This is a genomic window from Lactococcus garvieae subsp. garvieae, from assembly GCF_029024465.1.
In the GTDB taxonomy this organism is placed as follows: Bacteria; Bacillota; Bacilli; order Lactobacillales; family Streptococcaceae; genus Lactococcus; species Lactococcus garvieae.
Genome location: NZ_CP118950.1, coordinates 837,383 through 854,350, shown reverse-complemented (window position 1 = coordinate 854,350; position 16,968 = coordinate 837,383). Strand labels below are relative to the sequence as shown.

Annotated in this window: 13 protein-coding genes and 1 pseudogene; 2 read left to right on the top strand and 12 right to left on the bottom strand. The window is 40.7% G+C overall.

Going from position 1 to position 16,968, the window contains the following annotated elements:
• Window positions 1–6: 6 nt before the first annotated feature.
• From PYW30_RS04265 to glpO, 3 genes and pseudogenes are all read right to left on the bottom strand, one after another.
• Window positions 7–347 (bottom strand): annotated as a pseudogene (locus tag PYW30_RS04265) (DUF2200 domain-containing protein).
• 116 nt (window positions 348–463) lie between these two features.
• Window positions 464–1,201 (bottom strand): MIP/aquaporin family protein, encoded by a 738-nt coding sequence (locus PYW30_RS04260; RefSeq protein WP_004257908.1) that lies wholly within the window; start codon window positions 1,199–1,201, stop codon window positions 464–466.
• A 51-nt stretch (window positions 1,202–1,252) separates the two neighbouring features.
• The gene (gene glpO / locus PYW30_RS04255; protein WP_004257910.1) at window positions 1,253–3,082 is read right to left on the bottom strand and encodes a type 1 glycerol-3-phosphate oxidase; all 1,830 of its coding nucleotides are present in this window, start codon (window positions 3,080–3,082) and stop codon (window positions 1,253–1,255) included.
• 366 nt (window positions 3,083–3,448) lie between these two features.
• Between glpO and PYW30_RS04250 the strand changes: the two genes are divergently transcribed.
• Complete coding sequence (locus PYW30_RS04250) at window positions 3,449–4,708, top strand: IS110 family RNA-guided transposase (protein ID WP_042219922.1); 1,260 nt, start codon at window positions 3,449–3,451, stop codon at window positions 4,706–4,708.
• A 155-nt stretch (window positions 4,709–4,863) separates the two neighbouring features.
• Here the strand turns inward: PYW30_RS04250 and glpK are convergent, their stop codons facing one another.
• The 7 genes from glpK to PYW30_RS04215 form a co-directional block, all read right to left on the bottom strand.
• Window positions 4,864–6,360, bottom strand: a complete 1,497-nt coding sequence (gene glpK, locus PYW30_RS04245) for a glycerol kinase GlpK (RefSeq protein ID WP_014024629.1) — start codon at window positions 6,358–6,360, stop codon at window positions 4,864–4,866.
• 486 nt (window positions 6,361–6,846) lie between these two features.
• Complete coding sequence (locus PYW30_RS04240; RefSeq protein WP_042218701.1) at window positions 6,847–8,313, bottom strand: AcpB/EbpR/MafR family transcriptional regulator; 1,467 nt, start codon at window positions 8,311–8,313, stop codon at window positions 6,847–6,849.
• 159 nt (window positions 8,314–8,472) lie between these two features.
• Complete coding sequence (locus tag PYW30_RS04235; protein WP_042218699.1) at window positions 8,473–9,684, bottom strand: chloride channel protein; 1,212 nt, start codon at window positions 9,682–9,684, stop codon at window positions 8,473–8,475.
• A 178-nt stretch (window positions 9,685–9,862) separates the two neighbouring features.
• Window positions 9,863–10,102 carry a DUF896 domain-containing protein gene (locus tag PYW30_RS04230; RefSeq protein WP_004257921.1) on the bottom strand — a complete coding sequence of 80 codons (240 nt, stop codon included), beginning with the start codon at window positions 10,100–10,102 and terminating at the stop codon, window positions 9,863–9,865.
• Between the two features lie 16 nt (window positions 10,103–10,118).
• Window positions 10,119–12,152: a glycine--tRNA ligase subunit beta gene (glyS, locus tag PYW30_RS04225; RefSeq protein ID WP_042218697.1), complete on the bottom strand. Its 2,034-nt coding sequence runs from the start codon at window positions 12,150–12,152 to the stop codon at window positions 10,119–10,121.
• Window positions 12,152–13,120 (bottom strand): glycine--tRNA ligase subunit alpha, encoded by a 969-nt coding sequence (gene glyQ, locus PYW30_RS04220; RefSeq protein WP_004257927.1) that lies wholly within the window; start codon window positions 13,118–13,120, stop codon window positions 12,152–12,154. Before glyQ ends, glyS begins: the two co-directional genes overlap by 1 nt.
• A gap of 13 nt (window positions 13,121–13,133) precedes the next feature.
• The gene (locus PYW30_RS04215) at window positions 13,134–13,913 is read right to left on the bottom strand and encodes a formate/nitrite transporter family protein (RefSeq protein ID WP_019292766.1); all 780 of its coding nucleotides are present in this window, start codon (window positions 13,911–13,913) and stop codon (window positions 13,134–13,136) included.
• A gap of 318 nt (window positions 13,914–14,231) precedes the next feature.
• Between PYW30_RS04215 and PYW30_RS04210 the strand changes: the two genes are divergently transcribed.
• Complete coding sequence (locus PYW30_RS04210; protein WP_042218693.1) at window positions 14,232–15,254, top strand: alpha/beta hydrolase; 1,023 nt, start codon at window positions 14,232–14,234, stop codon at window positions 15,252–15,254.
• Window positions 15,255–15,283: 29 nt separating this feature from the next.
• Here PYW30_RS04210 and PYW30_RS04205 read toward each other — a convergent pair whose 3' ends face one another.
• Window positions 15,284–16,306, bottom strand: a complete 1,023-nt coding sequence (locus tag PYW30_RS04205; protein WP_023889525.1) for a DUF475 domain-containing protein — start codon at window positions 16,304–16,306, stop codon at window positions 15,284–15,286.
• Between the two features lie 13 nt (window positions 16,307–16,319).
• Window positions 16,320–16,943 carry a YigZ family protein gene (locus PYW30_RS04200; RefSeq protein WP_042218691.1) on the bottom strand — a complete coding sequence of 208 codons (624 nt, stop codon included), beginning with the start codon at window positions 16,941–16,943 and terminating at the stop codon, window positions 16,320–16,322.
• Window positions 16,944–16,968: the final 25 nt, after the last annotated feature.

Genomic DNA, 16,968 nt, shown 5'->3' with positions numbered 1-16,968 from the left:
CAAGATTTATAAGGGGCTTCTTTTAATCTTTTCTACACTTTTGCCTTTAGCGAGTTCATCCACTACTTTATCCATATAACGTAGCTTTTTCATGAAATTGTCTTCAATTTCTTCTACACGAACGCCACAAATCACCCCCGTGATAAGAGGGGCATTGTCATTAAAGGGTTGATTTTCAATCAGTTGCCCCAAACTGCCTGTGAGCTGGCTAGGGTTCGTGTATCCTGTCAACCAAGTCAAGACCTCATCTAATTCTTCCTTTGTCCGTCCTTTTTCTCTACTTTCGCCAAGTAAAGCGGATAAACGGTTTCAAATTTCATCTGTTTTACACGCTCAGTGCTTGCCATATTCTTTACCTCTATAAAGCCTTTTCTTTTAAGTATATAGAGCGCTGGTTTTTTTGTCAAATCATCTCTGAAATATTCAAAAAACATTGTCAAAAATTCAACAATGTTTTCTTCATTTATTTACTTGCAAATTGAATAACCATGTTAAAGAGAAGGGCACCTAAGCTACCGCCAATGATTGGACCTACGACAGGAATCCATGCGTAAGACCAGTCTGAATCCCCTTTGCCTTTGATAGGCAAGATAGCGTGCATGATACGGGGACCTAAGTCACGTGCGGGATTTAAAGAGTATCCTGTTGTCGCACCAAGTGATAAACCAATGGCTGTGATGATAGCACCCACTAAAAGAGGTGAAACACCTGAAGTTTGCGTAATTGCGTATTGACCAAAGGCCAGAATACCTGTCGTTAAAACTGCTGTTCCAACAATCTCACTGATTAAGTTTGAACTGGTCTGGCGAATGGCAGGACCTGTAGAAAATGTACCCAAGATATCTGCTGGATTTTTAGTTTCCGCATAGTGAGGGTAAAACATCAGATAGAGGATAATACTGGCGACCATTGCCCCGAGCATTTGTGCGATAATATAAGGGAAGACCAGACTCCAGCTAAAGCTGCCAATCATTGCCATTGCTATTGTTACTGCTGGATTCAAGTGGGCAGGCGACATAAATCCGGAAACATAAACCCCCATCATTACTGCAAAGCCCCAACCGAGTGTGATGGCAACCCACCCCGCTCCTGTAGCTTTCGTCTTGTTCAGGACAACGCCTGAAACCACACCGTTACCAAGAAGGATTAAGATAAATGTACCTAAAAATTCACCAAGTAACTGTACCATTTCTGAGTGCATATTGACTCCTTTTTTCTATTTTTTATTTGTTTCAATCATTTTTGCATTTTTTTACTTCTTCAAGTCCGACAAGTCCGATTCACGAAGTGCTTCTTCCAAAGCTTTTTCTTGTTCTGCTTTTTCTTCTGCAGACCAGCCAAGGTAGTCCGCCATGGCATTGACAACATGTACCTTGATAGCATCTACTCCTTCACGCATAAACAAAATATGGTTGGTACGACGAAGCAAGTAGTCCACTGGTGTTAAGATCATTTCATCCTCAAGCGCATAGCGAAGACGTGCGGATTCGGCTAGAGATAAGCCTTCGTAAGCTTCCATTTCAGAAGCATAGGCAAAGACTTGGAGTGCATTCATACCATAAAAGTCAGCAATGTATTTTGCTTCTTCTTCTGTAAGACCTGCAGCGACACCAACTTTCATGTTTTCAGCAACAACTTCTTCAACTTTAGTTGGGTCAAATTCGCCACCAGAGATTTGGTATTTTTTAGAGTCAATAGGTTCGTATTTCAAACCAAAGTCCTCCTCAAGCAATTGGCAAATAAGCTCCATCGCACCTGCCGCCATTTTACGGTAGTCCGTGATTTTACCACCCGCTAAAGTAATTAAACCATCGCTCTCGCGTTCAAGTGAGCTGCCACGAGAAACGGAAGATGGTGCATCTCCTTTTTCGGAAAGGCTTGATTCCATATTGTTCAACAAATGCTCCACTTCGGCTTTTGTTGCTGTTTTATTTTTATAGCGGAGCACCGCCTCAACGACAGCGTTAAAGCTGGTTTCAGAGACCGCACCATTATCACCGCCGTTATAGTCTGATCCAGAATTTCCGCCTAACAATGGACGCAATCCAGCCCATGAAGCTTCGATGTCATTAATCGTAATATTTGCTTCTGGGTAACGGAAATTAATAACATCCAAGAGGTAATCTACATCTTCTTGAGTTACTTTTGGATCGGTAAAGTCGCCATGATAATCCGTATCTGTCGTACCAAAATAAGTTTTATTTTCACGTGGAATGGCAAAGACCATGCGTTTATCGTGTTTGCCTGTATCAAAATAAGTTGGCTGTGGTACAGGCAATTTGGCCGCATCTACTACAAGATGGACACCTTTTGTTGGACGCATTTTGGGCACGATTGGACGTGTGAAGTTCAGGTAACGGATCTTATCTACCCAAGGTCCACTTGTGTTAATCACAAGTTTAGCTTTGACTTCAATGACTTGATCTGTCAACAAATCACGCGCACGAACACCAGAAATTTGTCCATCTGTATAGATAAAATCAATTACTTTCATCTTGCTGATGGCTTGGGCACCGTCTTCCACAGCTTTTTTGATGTTATCAATCACCAAGCGGGCATCGTTGTTACGGTAGTCAAGATAGACTCCAGCCCCTTGCAAACCTTTTTTCTTGATGAGTGGCTCGCGGCGCAGGACTTCTTCTGGTGAGATAGTGTAGTTGGCATATGGCGAATCTTCATCCACACCGGCCAAACGGTCATACAAATCCATCGCAATTTTCACAGAAAACATATCAAACGTTGTCTTGCCTTCATCATCGTAGATAGGAAGTAACATCGGATCTGGCTTAGGAATATGTGGCGCAATGCCTTGAACAACAGCGCGTTCTGAAACTGTATCGGAAACGACTTCGACATCGAAGTTTTTGAGGTAACGGATGCCACCATGCACGAGTTTTGTTGAGCGTGAGGATGTTCCTTCTGAGAAATCCTGCATTTCAAGTACAGCAACTTTCATGCCAGCCGCCGCCGCTTGTAATGTCAAACCAGCACCAGTGATCCCTCCTCCGATAACGAGTAAATCCATCTCTTCATTTTGAATTTTTGTGATTGCTTCTTGTCTTGTTTTTTTAGAAAAAGCCATTTCTATTCTCCTCGTATAATATATTTTATGGGTATTTTTCACCCCAATTTTCTAACAATTGTTATCGTTTTACTTGACTATTGTGACGTTTCCCAGAATAATTATTCTTAGGAATGGACTCAAAAGGAATATGCTAACTCTCCTTGTTGCTTCGTCTTCTTCATAAGTCTGCGACCCGAGCTGTATCAAATCTTCCAACTCACTAGCTGTTTCCACCGTGATTACTCTGCTCTTAGTAGCGAGCAGGCGGTAAGTAATCGCTGTGATGGGTATTCTAATAAGCGAGGATGAAGGGATACAGAGTTCTGGGGAATCTCTCAGTAGTCAAGTATAGTTTCCTAATCAAATGAAAGGAGGTCCTTCCAAATGAAATGTTTTGTCGGTTTAGACGTCAGCTCTACCAAACTCGATGTGTGCATCATGTCAAATGACACGGAACTTGGAGTCTTGTACGCTGCTTCACTTACCAATGATATGATTGGTGCTTCTGAAATCAAAGAACAAGTACTCTCACTTAACGAAAAGTATGAATTTAATAGAGTCGTCATTGGCATGGAAGCCACATCCCTCTACAGTTTTCATCCTGCAATGTTCTTCCACGAAGACTCGGAGTTAAAGCAGCTCGGAGTCGAGGTCATGGTGGAACAACCAGCCAAAATAAAGAAATATCGTGAGGCATTCGAAGAAAACAAGAATGATACCCTTGATGCTTTCTACATCGCGGATTACTTCCGCATTGAACGCTTTACAAGATCTTATCTTAAAGAAGAAAAGTATCTGGCACTACAACATCTCACAAGAACTCGACTTCAGCTCGTGGAACAATTAGTACGTACAAAACAACACTTCATTGAAAACATCTACTACAAGTGCAATACGCTCTCTGCGGAATTAAAGAATGAAGAATTGAGTACCTCTGTTTGGTCTGCCACAATTATGACACTCATGACCGAAGATTACACGCTAGATGAACTCGCAAATACTCCTCTTGAAGATTTCACGGAACTCATCCAGAAACTCGGGCGAGGTCGCTTCAAAGCTCCTGAGAAACTTGCAAAAGCAATAAAAGCTGCCATAAAAGGAAGTTACCGCTTATCACTCGTCCAACAAGATTCTGTCAATATTGTACTCAGTCTCCTTGCTCGCGAAATACGGAGTTTAGAGAAGATGATTAAAGAAATTGATCGAGCCATTGAAGACATGGTAGAAATTATCCCTGAATACCAATGTTTGACCAGTGTACCTGGTATTGGAAAGGTATTCGCTGCAGGAATTATCGCTGAAATAGGACAGATTGAACGCTTTAAAGACCATCCTCAAGTCGCTAAATATGCTGGCTTGAATTGGAAAGAAACACAATCTGGCAATACCTCATCTCAAAATACTTCTCTTGCAAAACGAGGCAATCGTTATCTTCGCTATTACTTAGTTGAAGCCGCCAACTCTGTACGAAGACATAACGTGGAATACGCAGAGTTTTACAAGAAAAAGAAAGATGAAGTCCCCAAACATAAACACAAAAGAGCCGTCGTTTTAACCGCAAGAAAACTTGTGCGTCTGGTGGATGTGCTACTACGCAACCACCAACTCTATACGCCACCAAGGAGGTTTATGGAAGATAATTAGTTTTATCTGCACAATTCCTTGTCTAGCCTAGTAAAATTTGCCAAATTTTACTAGATTCTTTCGTGCTGTCTTTTTTCAAGATTTTTACTCAGAATCTAGCAACTTATCATTTGACTTAATACCACTAGACTTTTAGATTACTGTCTGATTGATTTTTATTTGAAAGCGCGTGTCGCATTCACGGCTTTTTTCCAACCGGCATAGAGTTCTTCTCTACGTTCTTCTTGCATCTGAGTTTGGAAAATTTTGCCCGGTTCATAGGATTCTTTAAGCTCTTCTAAGTCTTTCCAGAAACCAACGGCAAGTCCTGCAAGGAAGGCTGCACCAAGTGCTGTCGTTTCCAAATCTCCCGCACGTTGGATTGGGATATTCAAGATATCAGCTTGGAACTGCATCAAATATTCATTGTTTGCAGCGCCACCGTCTACCTTGAGCACAGACATATCAATTCCTGTATCTTCTTTCATGGTGCTGACTACATCACGAACTTGATAAGCTATCCCTTGTAAGGTTGCTTTCACAATATCTTCTTTTGTTGTTCCACGTGTCAAGCCAAACATCGCACCACGCGCCTCTTGGTCCCAATACGGAGCTCCAAGGCCGACAAAAGCTGGCACCACATAAACTTCATCTTGACTCCTAGACTGGAGTGCTACTTCTTCGGAATCACTGGCACGTTCCAACATTTTCAAACCATCACGTAACCATTGGATAGAGGACCCTGCAACAAAGATGCTTCCTTCTAAGGCGTAATAAACTTTCCCATTAATGCCATAACCAATCGTTGTAAGCATATTATTTTTCGAAATATGTGGTTTCTCACCTGTGTTCATGACGATAAACGAACCTGTACCATAGGTATTTTTAATCATTCCAGGTTCAAAGGCCATTTGACCAAATAATGCAGCTTGCTGGTCCCCTGCCATACCTGAGATTGGCACTTCAGAGCCAAAGAAATGGAAACCTTTAGTCACGCCGTAAACTTCTGAGTTGGACTTGACTTCTGGAAGCATTGAAACTGGGATATTAAGAATTTTCAGGATTTCTTCGTCCCATTTCAACTCATGAATGTTGTAGAGCATGGTACGGCTGGCATTAGAATAGTCAGTATAGTGTGCATCACCATCTGTCAACTTCCACAAGAGCCATGTATCGATGGTTCCAAAGAGGAGCTCTCCGCGTTCTGCACGCTCTTGTGCTCCTTCGACATGGTCAAGGATCCAACGAATTTTTGTGGCTGAAAAATATGAATCTACAATAAGTCCTGTCTTTTTATGGAAGAGTTCCTCATGTCCTGCTTCTTTAAGACCATTAGCAATATCGGCTGATTGACGAGATTGCCAAACAATAGCATGATAGATTGGTTTTCCTGTTTTCTTGTCCCATATAATGGTAGTTTCACGTTGGTTAGTGATACCGATACCCGCAACCTGTACAGGCTTAATTCCCGACTCGATAAAAGCCCCTGCGATAACAGACTGAACAGAGTTCCAAATCTCGTTGGCATCATGTTCAACCCAACCTTCTTTAGGGAAGTATTGTGTAAATTCTTTTTGGGAACTGCCAATGTGTTTGCCCTGTTTATCAAATATAATAGCTCTTGAGCTTGTCGTACCTTGGTCAATTGCCATAATGTAAGAAGTTTCTGTCATGTTCTTTCTCCTTTGTAAACGCTTTCTATATTTCATATTATAGCATTTAAGGAGAATTAAATACTTTCATTTTTTAAGAAATTCCATAAAAAAATGAAAGTCATTCATAAATTTATGTTATAAATTCTTATTTATATGGCGTCTAGTTCACTTTCCTCAATTGACGCCATTGTGCTATGGCAACTACTAGCGACAAGGTCTGCTCGACCAACACTCCTGTTTTACTCAAAAATCTTATTTTCTTCTTCTACTTATTTGCCTCACACAAAAACGCCCCCAATTAGGGGCGTTAAGTGTAAGCTAAAAAAATACACAAACTTGTAGTGAGTTCCAAATTTAATTTTGCTGTGCTGCGGGATTTAAGTCCCCTGCTTTTCCTTGTTCTCTTTTGGGTGTGTTATTTCAAATAGTCTTGAAGTGAGGAAAAGAAAAAAGAGAAAGCCGTTCTCTCTTTTCGTAAAATTTTTTCTGTGCCGACGTGTCTTTTCAAGTGAGAATTGCTTTCTTTTGAAATTTTTCTTTTTTTAAACTTTCGATACGTGACAAAAGCTTTTCAAAGTCATAATCACTGGAAAACTCGGAAAGGATATAAACAAACTTTCGACTATCATTTCTTTTACTTGAGATAAGCAGATCATAGCTCTGACCTTCATGATAATGTTCCAACTTTATCTTTTCCACTGCTCTGAGACGATTTTTCAGATAATGTTCCATGGGGATTTGATAGGCTGGCGTATCGGATAAGTCATAAGCCACCGTCAGTTGTTGAGCAGATAAAAGTTCCAGCAACATCAAAGCATTGCGATAGCCAAAGATGAGTTCAGGCAAATCCTGCGTTTTGGGAAAATAACTTAAGGCAATCTCTTTGAGATTATCCAGTAAATCTTGAAAACTCTTGTCCACCCAGTTTTGCTTATGACTGAGCAAAGCTTCTTGGCTCTTGGTAAAGAGGCTGCCTTGGAAAAAGGCAAATTTATTATTGACTTGAGCCAGCTGATAACTGATGGCTTTTTCCTCTTCAAACCCTAAACGATGGGGACGATAGTGGTTCAGCATACGCTCTCTTAAAGAAATATTCAAGAGGACTGTGGGTATTTTTTTACTGCGGAAAATATCAAAACGGTAATAACTTTCCTTATCTAAGATGAAAAAAGACAGGAGGAAACTGTAGAAAAAGATTGTCTCACAGTTATTCTTGCTCTGTTTGTCATAAATGTATTGATAAAAAAGAGAATCTAATAATTGATAAAGATGATCGTCTTGGTAAATTTTCTTCATTTCCAAAGATTGAGTGACTTGGATATCTGTAAGTTTGCGTCTTTTTTCTGTAATAGCTAACCAACGGTAAAGTTTATCTTGGCTACTTTCCGAATAATTTACTTTTAAAGTTTCTTCAAGTTGCAGGATAAAGTCAACTTGGAACTTCGTGACTTGAAGCAACTCTGGACGAAATTTAGGATGAAGCGAATCAAACAGCAAGTAGTAAAAATAGCGTATCTGACTTTCTTCACCCACCAGCTTATTATTTTTGATTTGAAGCTCAAACTCGGCTAAAAGTTTGTTAAGCTCTTTGATTTTGCGGAACAAGGTTGATTCACTGACCAGCAAGGCTTCTGCGAGTTCAAAAATCATGTAATTTTTTTGTTCTAAAAGCAAGAGAAGCAAACGGTATTTAATGCTGTCTTGGATTAAAAAGCTGATGACCTCGTCTAAGCTTTGAGATTCTGCCAAGTTTAGGGCAAGTTTATTGTCCTGGCGCAGCACTTCCATCGGTTTTCCCATCATCTGTCCCAGATAAGAAATATCCTCTAAGTAACTTTCCACCGAAGGACGAGAGAGCTTTACCCCATCACATAATTCTTGCGCTGTTACTTTATCCCGTTTGAGGACCAACTGACGTAGAATCTTAACCTGTATTTGCTCTTTCTTTTCAAGTAAAGCTTCAATATTCACAGCTGCTCCTCTTCTTTTCTAAGCCCACGTGTTTCGTAGGCGTTTTCATATTCTCTTTCTATTTTATCACTTCACCATATTTTGTGATTAAAAATTGCTCACTCTCTACACAAGAAAATGGACAATAAAAAGAATAAGACCAAAAGTCTTATTCTTCTATTAAACTTCTAAATTTAGTTTTCCTTGCGCATAGATCGAAGCATTACCATTAAGAATATAAGCAATAGTCACGATTGGCAGGATATATTGTACCGTACCAAAGCCAAAAACTTCTGCGGCGATGAAGATTGAAGCAAAATAAGAGTTTGTTGCTGATGAAAAGACGGAAACGTAGCCGGCAGCAGCAACCAAGCCGACAGGCAAGCCCAAAAGTAAAGCTAAAGTCGCACCCAAACTTGCACCAATCGCAAAGAGTGGTGTTACTTCCCCACCTTGGAAACCTGCTGAAATACTTAAGACGGTAAAGAGCAACTTCAGGAGCCAATCGTAGGCATTGATATGTTCACCGTTAAAACTCATCGAAATCAGATTTGTTCCTAGACCTGCATAACGATCAAGATGGATAAAGATGAGTCCCAAGCTCAAAATCAATCCCATGAGCAATATTCGACGATAGGGATTAGTGAGCTTACTTGCCATATAAGTCTTCATAAAGGCCAAGCCTTGTGCAAAGATGCGCCCCACCAAGCCAAAGCAAATTGCCACAACAAGAAGCTTCAGAAGCACCAAGGGATCAATATTTAAGTCGGTATTGACAGCAAAAGAAAATTTTTCTAAACCTAGAGCATGGGATGTCGCGCTGGCCGCATAAGAACCGACCAGAGCGGGGAAAAGTGCTATGTACTCAATCTTACCTACCATCAAAATTTCAATAGCAAAGAAAGTTGCAGCGATCGGTGTTTGGAAGAGTCCGGCAAAGCCGGCTGCCATCCCCGTAATCAAGAGTACTTTTTGTGCTTCTTTGGAAGATAATTTCCCACCAACAGTATGGCCAATCGTGGCACCAATCTGAACAGCTACACCTTCTCGACCAACACTGGCACCAAAAAGGTGCGACAGCCAAGTTGAAAAGATAATCAAGGGCACCAAACGCTTAGGAATATCTTCTCGTCCCTTATTTCCCGCTTCAAAAATCAGCCCCATTCCTTTTTGGCTGTCTTTACCAAAACGCTGATAGACATAAACGATCAAAAGACCAGCCAAAGCCAAAAAAGGAAGAAAATACAAGGGGTGTGCATCCCGTGTCTCAGTAATAAAAATCAAGCCGCGTCCAAATAAAGCATCCACCGCCCCAATAATTACCCCAATCACTAGAGCTAAGACAGCATAAAGGACAGCCCATCTTGATATTCCAATTTTTATATTTTTCATGAAAAGTAATTCCCCTTACCTGTATAATAATAGCAGTGATGCAGAAATCAAAAAAATTTGACCCTGCCTCATAAAATGTTCAGGCAATTCCGCTGGGAATTGTCGTCTAACATAAGCTCCCTCAGGAGCAGCGCTGGAAGTGTATTAAAAACAGGCCGAGCACTAAGCTCGACCACTTTTAATCACGCATACCTTTGGCGCGTTGAATATCTTTAAGTTTTTCTGGTGTAATGTCTTTTCCATCTTCATCCACCAATTTTACTGCTTCAACTTGACCGCGGAGATTTTCACGTACGCTATCAAGATAGATACGGCGCAATTCAGCACGTTCTGCAGTTTCAGCTTCTGTTAGACCTTCAGCTTTGTGTTTACGTGCAAGTTCATTGATACGTTCAACTTGTTCATTTGTGATTGCCATAAGACCAATATCCTCCTTATTTTGTATTGATTAAACTAAAATCAGCCATTGTTCCTGTAAGTGCTGATAGCTCTGTAAGCAAGGCCAAACGATTGTGGCGTACTTTTTCATCTTCTGCCATAACCATTACATTTTCAAAGAAATTGTTAATGGCTGGAACACCTTTGTTGACCAGAATATCATATTTTTCAGAAGCAGACAAGTTTGCCCAACCTGCTTTAAGTTCTTCTGTAGCCTCGTGAAGGATGCCTTCAGCTTCGTTCTCAAAGAGTTCAGGGGAAACCGTTCCGACTTGCTCCGCTTTTTTCGCCAGGTTAATCACACGTGAAATGTTTTCAATCGCTGGTTTAAAAGTTGCTTCGTCCTTATGACTGTTAAGCATTGGCGCAATTTCCATCATATTAGCAATGTCCATTGTATTTGCCGCAATTGTTGCTTCGACAATATCGTGACGGATTTTCTTATCAAGTAAAAGTTTTTGCACACGCCCCTTGAGGAAATCAATCACTTGTTCTTTATTTTCATAATCAAGTGTGGCGATAAACTCAGAAAAGTCAAAGTGCCAGTTGAATTTCTCAATAATACGTGTCAAACCTTGCGCTGCACGACGCAAAGCGTAAGGGTCATTCGAGCCTGATGGGATCAAGCCTGCGCTAAAGAATGAAAGAATGCTGTCAATTTTATCTGCAGCAGCCAAAACACTTCCGACAGCAGTTTCAGGCAAGACCCCTTCAGCAGATACTGGCATATAATGCTCACGAACTGCTGCTGCTACGTTGCCATTCTCGCCTGCAAGGAGAGCATATTTTTCACCCATAACACCTTGAAGTTCATCAAATTCACCAACCATACCTGTCAAAAGGTCAAATTTGTAAATATCTGCTGCACGCGCCACATCGGTCTTTTCAGATTCTGTCAGCTTGGCAATATCCGCTAAATGTGCTGCAATTGCTTTTGTACGCGCCATATGCTCTGTTATTGAACCGATTTTTGCATGGAAAGTTACATTTTCAAGTTTCTTCACAAGATCTGCAATTTTTAATTTTTGATCTTCTTTCCAGAAAAACTCGGCATCTTCCAAACGAGCAACCAAGACTTTTTCATTACCTAAGATAACATTCTTCATGCCTTCAGCATTACCATTACGCACGGAGATAAAGTGCGGTGCAAGCTTGCCTTCTGCAGTATAAACTTCAAAATAGCGTTGATTATCACGCATTGAAGTAACCAGAACTTCTTCAGGAACTGACAAATACTTTTCATCAAAGCTCCCAACGAATGCAGTTGGGTACTCTACCAAATTATTGACTTCTTCAAGAAGTTCAACGTGTTTTTCGTCTGAGAGTTCAACTTTCCAGCCATGGTCAGTTGCGATTTTTTTGATTTGCTGGCTAATTTCAGCTTTACGTGCTCCAGCATCAACCATAACAAAATTGTCAGTCAAAACTTTCGCATAATCTGTCGCATGTCCAAGCGTAAATTCTTGGTTTGAAAGGAAGCGGTGACCACGTGTTGTATTTCCTGCCGTCACATCAAGAATTTTAAAAGGAACCACTTCAGCATCCAGTAAAGAAATCATCCATTGGATGGGACGTACGAAGAGGAAGCTGTTATTTCCCCATTTCATGTAAGTTTTGAACTGCATTTTAGAGATGACTTCATCGCCAACCTTTGTCAAAATTTCTTGTGCAGCTACGCCCGCAATATGTTTATTTGCGAAATAGTAATCCCCCTTGAGGACTAAATCGTCAGGTGTCACACCTTGTCCACGAGAGAAACCTTGAATAGCTTTTGACCAATTTCCTTCAGCATCTTTGGCAATTTTAGCAGATGGTCCTTTGACTTCTTCATCCATTGCTTCAGAATTTTCAGCAAGTCCTTCCACCAAAACAGCCAAACGACGTGGTGTTGAAAATTTACGGATAGCATCAAATTCTAAACGGTTTTCATTCAAAAAGTCCGAAAGACGTTCTGCCAATTGATTGATTGCAGGTATTACCAAGTGGGCTGGCATTTCTTCCAAGCCAATTTCAAGTAAATAGTTTGCCATTATTTTGCCTCCTGTTCTTCTGCCAACTGTGCCAGAACTTTTGTATATTTCCCTTTTTCTCCCAGATATTTCTCACGTAAGTCTTCATCTTTCAAAAGTGGGAAGCCAAGTTTAGCACGTTCTTCAATAAAGGTTTTGGCAACTTTACGTGCCATTGTACGTACGCGGTGCAGATAACCTGCACGTTCAGTTACAGAAACTGCGCCACGTGCATCCAAAAGGTTAAAAGTGTGAGAGCTCTTCAAGATAAAGTCATAAGCAGGGTGAACCAAACCTAAGTCCAGCAATTTAAGTGCTTCTGCTTCATACTTGTTAAACAAGTCCAAAAGCATATCTTGATCGGACTCTTCAAACGCAAATTTTGAATGCTCATATTCTGGCTCTTTGAAAATGTCACCGTAGAGCACGCCATTCCCCCATTCCAGATCGTAGACACTGTCCACTTCTTGGATAGCTGTTGCCAAACGTTCTAAACCATAAGTAATTTCAGAAGTTACAGAATCCACTTCAATACCACCGACTTGTTGGAAATAAGTAAACTGTGTACACTCTTGCCCATCGATCCAAACTTCCCAACCAATACCAGCACAACCCATTGATGGATTTTCCCAGTTGTCTTCTACAAAGCGAATATCATGCTCCAAAGCATCAATCCCTAGGGCAGCTAAACTTTCCAAGTAAAGTTCTTGGATATTTTTTGGTGAAGGTTTCATGACCACTTGAAATTGGTGGTGTTGGAAAAGGCGGTTAGGATTCTCACCATAACGTCCATCTGCAGGACGACGTGAAGGTTGTACATAAGCTGCTGACCAAGGTTCAGGACCATTTGAACGCAAGAAAGTATAAGGACTCATTGTTCCTGCACCAACTTCGTTATCGTAAGCTTGCATTAAGTTTGCACCTTGCTTAGCCCAAAAAGCCTGCAAAGTCAGAATCATATCTTGAAATGATAATTTATTATTTGACATTTAATTCTCCTTATTATTTATTAAGTTCATTCATTTGGCGTTTATATCCAAGGAAGTAGAAACCAGCAACGAAAATAACGCCACCAATGATATTTCCAGCATAGACAAGGCTGAAATTGCGGATAAATTCCATCCATGTTGCGCCACCTTCAAAGATTGCCGCTGGGATGGCAAAAGCATTTGCCACGCTGTGCTGGAAACCAATTGCAACAAAAGCCATTGTTGGGAACCAGATGACCATTACTTTTCCTGCTGCATCTTTGGCTCCGTAAGAAAGCCACATCGCAAGTCCAACAAACCAATTACACCCTACTCCAGAAACCAAAGTCTGAAGCCAAGTTGCATTTATTTTCGAGTGTGCAACAGTGATTAATTCCTCACGATACACACCTGTACTTGTCAAACCAACAATGTGTGCAAAAAAGAAAGCCACAAAGAAGGCGCCTAAAAGATTAAAAATAGTGATGACAATCCAGTTTTTGAGCAAATCTGAAAACTTTACTTTCTTTGCAAAGAAGGATACAGAAACAGCCGTCATATTAGACGTGATGAGCTCGCCACCACCCATTAAAATGACAATCAAACCAATCGGAAACACTGCTGCTCCGATGAAACTTGCCAAACTTCCAAAATCATCGACTACACTCGATATGACGCGGATATAAAGCAGATAACCTAGAGAGATTAACGCGCCTCCAATAAAGCCAAGGACGGCTTTTTCTAACATTGGTCGTTTGACCTTTTCTTGTCCATGGTGAATAGTTGCAGCCAATATTTCTGCTGGATTCATCATATATGTTCTACTCCTTAAAATAATATAAAAACCGCGCAATACACCTGTCCTAAGACAAAGGGTGCTATGCACGGTTCCACCTTTATTTTTTACTTCATTCGTATTGCGATGATTTTGGGCCATTTTAAATCCCGGCTTTCACTGTCCCGAGTCGCTTGCTTTACCTTAAAATTGTAGTCCTTTTTGCTGAAAATGTCAAGGCCAGACTTAAAGTTTTTACCATTTGCGATTTGAAGTGCAATAAGAGAGCTTCAGCTTGCTGAACCCTTTCTCAAAAATTATTTGTATCTTACAATAATTTGATATAATAAGTCCATCATGAAAAAATTTTTAAAGGTTATAAGTTTATTATTAGGCTTTCTTGTGGCATTTATTTTAGGACTAGTTCTTGTGTTTAATCTGTCCCCACGTCCCGGAGCTTTTGTGATCAATCGCCTTTTTGCCAAAAGTGGCGGAAAGATAACAGATCAAAAGACCTATGAGGCCACGAAGAAAAAGGTCCTTTTGAAAAGTGATCTCAGCTATACTTCAGACAAAAAAAGAAACAGCTTTGACATTTACATGCCTCAAAATTCCCAAGGGCCCGTTCCTGTAATCCTCTGGGTTCACGGTGGTGCTTATGTTGGAGGAAATAAAACCGATGTTAAAGAATTTGCCACTCGGATTGCACACGATGCTCAAGTTGCTGTCATCTGTCCTAATTATGCACTTGCACCTGATGCACAATATCCCAGCCAAATTCAGCAAATAAACGAGCTGGTACAGGATTTATTCAGCCATCAAGCAGATTATCCTTCACTTGATTTCAATCAAATTATTCTTGGAGGGGATAGCGCTGGTGCCCAGATTGCTACCCAATATGCGGCCATTCAAACCAATAAAGCTTACGCAAATGCATTACACTTCACCCCTCTTCTCACTAAGGAAAATTTAAAAGGTGTCATCTCTTATTGCGGCCCTGTAAACTTGCAGGAAAAGGCACATGATAAGTCAAACAATTTATTACTTAAAGCGTTCACCAAAACCGTGGCTTGGTCACTCTTAGGTACAACGGATTGGAAAACAAATCCGCATTTGCAACAAGCAAGTGTCGTTCCAGCCGTAACCGAAAACTATCCGCCCACTTATATTACGGATGGAAATACCCTCAGTTTCGCTTCAGAAGGTGAAGCATTGGCAGAGCGTTTAAAAGCCTTAAAGGTTCCTGTGTCTCAGCTTTTCTTTAGTGATTCCAGTAAAAAAATTGGACATGAGTATCAATTTGATTATCGTACAAAAGAAGCACAGCTCTGCTATCAGCAAACACTCCGATTCATTCAAGAACATACTCTACAACATTAAAAAAAGCTGCACCTCTTGTGCATCTTTTTTTAATGTGTGCGATTGTAAATAATGCTTGAGATAAAGGACAATACGATAATAATCCCACCAAGTAAACCTGTCACTGCTTCGCCGATTTCCCAATGGATACTTGCCAAAATCAGAATGGCTAAGGTAAGAATCGCCCAATGCGCACCGTGCTCTAAATAAACAAGTTCATTCAGTGTCCCTTTTTCTACCAAGTAAAGGGTCAATGAACGGACAAACATTGCCCCGATAACACCTAGCCCAAGCAGGATAATAATAGGATCTGAAGTAATGGCGAAGGCACCAATAACACCATCAAAACTAAAGGAAGCGTCAATAACCTCGAGATAAAGAAAGAGCGAGAAAGCAGCTCTTCCCACAGCGTAAGTGGCCTGACCTGCTGTTTCGGTAGGCATATGTTCAGTCATCATATCGCCAAAGCCATTTACCAACATATAAGTTACAATCCCCAAAATACCTGAGAATAGAACAGTATGTGCATCAGCTGCGATAAATTCAGCAGTTAATAAAAGAATAATCATTGAAATTATCGCATTTGCCGCAGGAAAATGGCCGATTTGTTGTAAGACTTTCTCAGGCAATTTTAGCCACGTATGTGCCCTTTGATCAAAGAAAAAGCCAAGTGCAAGCATCAAAAGAAACATGCCACCAAATGCAGCGATAGAGGGATGCGCATGGTGCAAAATATAACCGTAGGTCCCTGGCACACTAGGATCACCTTTTTCTAAAGCTAAGCGCATGGCACTTATCGGATCCAGTTTTGCGGAGACACCAACAATCAAAAGCGGAAAGACCAGGCGCATACCCACAACAGCAATTAAAATCCCTACCGTCAAAAATATTTTACGCCAAGCATGGCTCATACGCTCCAAAATACGTGCATTAACAATGGCATTATCCATGGAAAGTGAAATTTCCAACACTGCAAGGATAGCGGTAATCATTAAACCATCCCATCCAGCATAGAGGTAAGCGATAATCAATGCAATAATACTAACAATAAACGAGCTTCTAAAAATTTTCATAAATCCCTTTTTTCTAAATATCAACTTCTACAAGTTGCTTTTCCCCTTTTGCTCCGGAAATTTTTCCACTGAATTGTTCAATCAAATCAGCTAAAAGTTGCTCCGCCTTATCCAAGTCAACAAAAAGCTTGACCGTAACATCGGAGAGAAATTCACTCTCTGAGATGACTAAACCTTGAGCACTCAAAAAGCGCTGTAGGCCGTCATAATTTCCGTAATCAAGAGTCAAGATTAATTGCTCCTGTGGGACAAATTTGACCAGACCGACCTGATCTAGAGCATGGCCTACACTTCCGGCATAGGCACGAATTAAACCACCAGCTCCAAGTTTGATTCCCCCAAAATATCGCGTCACAACTGCACAAACGTTGGTAATTTCTCTTTTCTTAAGAATTTCCAGCATGGGTACACCAGCCGTTCCCGAAGGTTCTCCATCATCACTTGAACGCTGGATTTCCTGACGCTCTCCTAAAGTAAAGGCTGAGCAATTATGATTTGCCTTATGATGCTCTTTTTTTATTTCAGAAATAAAGGCACGGGCTTCTTCCTCAGTATAAACGCGCTTCAAATGGCAAATGAAGCGCGATTTTTTGATTTCTTCTTCTGCAATGAAGTCCTTTTTTATGGTAATTGTCATAAATAAATTTTATCAAAAATAGTGA